The organism is Deinococcus sp., from assembly GCF_030523985.1.
In the GTDB taxonomy this organism is placed as follows: domain Bacteria; phylum Deinococcota; class Deinococci; order Deinococcales; family Deinococcaceae; genus Deinococcus.
The window spans coordinates 1-1,971 of record NZ_JAUNHK010000199.1 but is presented as its reverse complement, the minus strand read 5'-3'; the positions used below and the strand labels follow the sequence as shown (position 1 = coordinate 1,971).

2 protein-coding genes are annotated in these 1,971 nt (G+C 65.2%); both read left to right on the top strand.

Annotated features, from left to right (window positions below; translation table 11 throughout):
- Positions 1–2 precede the first annotated feature (2 nt).
- Positions 3–98 (top strand): universal stress protein, encoded by a 96-nt coding sequence (locus tag Q4C89_RS15210; RefSeq protein ID WP_368493248.1) that lies wholly within the window; start codon positions 3–5, stop codon positions 96–98.
- Between the two features lie 126 nt (positions 99–224).
- A partial coding sequence (locus Q4C89_RS14915; RefSeq protein WP_303103410.1) for a U32 family peptidase occupies positions 225–1,971 on the top strand: 1,747 nt, incomplete at its 3' end.

Here is a 1,971-nt window from a genome sequence, read left to right as displayed (position 1 = left end):
CCATTCTGGGCAGCGTCGCCGAAGCCGTGCTACACCATGCCAAGGTGCCGGTGGTGCTGATTCGTGGCGAGCAGCCGGTGACGAACTGGAAGGGTTGAAAGCGGAGAGCGGAGGGCAGATAGCTTGAGGCGAAAAGCTATTTGCTATCCGCCATCCGCGATTTTCCTGCGCTAAACTGACCCGTTATGCCGCGCTCCCCCCGCCTCCACAAAAAGCCCGAAGTCATGAGTCCGGTGGGCGGTCATGCCCAACTCAAAGCCGCCGTGGAAGCCGGGGCCGACGCGGTGTTTTTTGGTGTGAACCCCTTGCAGGGAGACGGGCGGGCGGACGGCACGGGTGCGGGCTTTCACGCTCGGGCCAAAGTGGGTTTTGAGGCCGAGGCCCTCCCCGAGATGATGCGCGGGCTGCACGAACGCGGGGTGCTGGGCTTCGTCACCTTCAACGTGCTGGTCTTCGACCGCGAACTGCGCGACGCCGAGCGGCAAATCATTCACCTCGCGGAGAGCGGCGTGGACGCCCTCATCGTGCAAGACCACGGGGTCGCCCGCCTCATCCACGACATCGCGCCCGACCTGCCCATTCACGGCTCGACCCAGATGAGCATCACCAGCGCGGAGGGGGCCGAATTTGCCCGCCGCTTCGGGGCCTCGCGGGTGGTGCTGGGCCGCGAACTGAGCCTCAAGGACATTGAGCGCATTGCGAACGCCACCGACGTGGAACTGGAAACCTTCGTGCATGGGGCGCTGTGCGTGAGCTACTCGGGCCAGTGCTTTTCCTCCGAGGCGTGGGGCGGGCGCAGCGCCAACCGGGGCCAGTGCGCTCAGGCTTGCCGCTTGCCTTACGAGATGTTCGTGGACGGCGAGTACCGGGATTTGGGCGACGCCCGCTACCTGCTTTCGCCTGGGGATTTGTATGCGCTGCATCAGGTGCCCGAACTGGTCAGAATCGGCGTGGACTGCCTCAAAATCGAGGGCCGCTACAAGGACGCCGAGTTCGTGGCGCTGACCACCGCTGCCTACCGCAAGGTCGTGGACGAGGCGTGGGCGGGCCTTCCGCTGAGCATCACGCCGCAGGAAGAGCAGGACTTGGAACAGGTCTACTCGCGGGGGTTGGGGCCGCACTTCATGAGTGGAACGAACCACCAGAACGTGGTGCGCGGGCGTGCGCCGAGGCACCGTGGCGTGCGCGTCGGCACCGTGGCGGGCCTGACCGAACGCGGCGTGCTGGTCGAACTCACCGAAGCTGTCAAACCTGGGGACGGGCTGGTCTTTGACCCCGCCAACTGGCGCAAACCCGAGGGGAAGGAGGAGGGGGGGTTTGTTTACCAAGTAAATGACCCCTCACCCCTTGCTGACGCAAGGCCCTCTCCCCAGGGGAGAGGGAAGGAGCCGCGACAGCGGCGGGAGGGTGAGGGGTCTGTCTCCGAACTCCGTTTTGCCAAAGGAGCCATCAACCCCCAGCGCATCCGCGTGGGCGACCCCGTGTGGCGCACCCAGGACCCCAGCCTGAACGCCCGCGTGAGGCCCCTGCTGGACAGTGCCGACCCCGTGTATACCCGCCCGATTGACGCGCATTTTGTGGGGCGGGTGGGCGAAGTGCCCCAGCTGACGCTCTCGGACGAACTGGGCCACTCGGTCACGGTGGCGGGAGAAGCCCCTCTCTCGGAAGCCAGAAACCGTGCTCTGGACGAGCAGACCCTGCGCGAACAGCTCGGCAAGCTGGGCGGCACGGGCTACCACCTGGGCGAACTGACGACCGAACTTGCAGGCGCGGGCTTCCTGCCCGTGTCGGCGCTCAATGCCCTGCGGCGGGAAGGGGTGGAGGCGCTGACGGAGGTACGCGGTAAAGCACCTGAACGAACGCTGCGCGTTGATGATGGAAGATGGATGATAGGTGACAGAGAAAAGCCTCTCCATCATCCATCATCCATCAACCATCTCCAGGTTGTAGTCCGTTCCCCCGACCAACTCA